Raw genomic sequence first — 550 nt, 5'->3', positions numbered from 1 at the left:
ATCCTCTACAGCAGCGCGCATACGCGGAGCTAAGTACCCTGCTAGCTTAAACAGGCTGTACTCCTCAGTGGGCTCATAACCCTCGTCCTTAGCACCCAGCAGGATATACTCAGAGCAGCTACGTACAGTAGCAGAATATACATAGGTCATACAGGGCTTCTTAGACATACTCCGAGTAATTGGGTTCTCTCTCCAGTACGTAGCTTGCACTACGTGCTCAGGGTCAGTGAGGTCCATGATTACCTTAGAGTCCGTACGCTCCTTCACGTCCATGTACATATCCGCTTTCTCTGCGTTGCCCTCCCAGAACAGGTTCGTTAAGCGTCCGCCGATTGGGTCCCGGAGCATTGCGCTGTAGTGCTGAGAACCTGAGTTCGTAGCGTCCATTGCCACAGGTACTGACGAGCAGTAAAGCTCTGGGCTATCAGAGTCAAGTGCAGCAACGAGGTCGATGCAGGCAGCGAGAAAACACCACGGGCTGTCTGCATTCTTAAAAGCCTCAGAGTCAAACGGTGACTGTGTGACGCTTCGAACTTGCTGGAGATTATCA

1 protein-coding gene is annotated in these 550 nt (G+C 52.0%); it reads right to left on the bottom strand.

The genetic code is table 11. The features are described 5' to 3' along the window. A partial coding sequence (locus tag ABFY71_RS18700; protein WP_347947375.1) for a DNA-directed RNA polymerase occupies nucleotides 1-550 on the bottom strand: 550 nt, incomplete at both ends.

It is taken from the genome of Devosia alba, from assembly GCF_039938915.1.
Taxonomy (GTDB): domain Bacteria; phylum Pseudomonadota; class Alphaproteobacteria; order Rhizobiales; family Devosiaceae; genus Devosia; species Devosia alba.
This window is presented reverse-complemented; position numbering and strand designations above follow the sequence as displayed.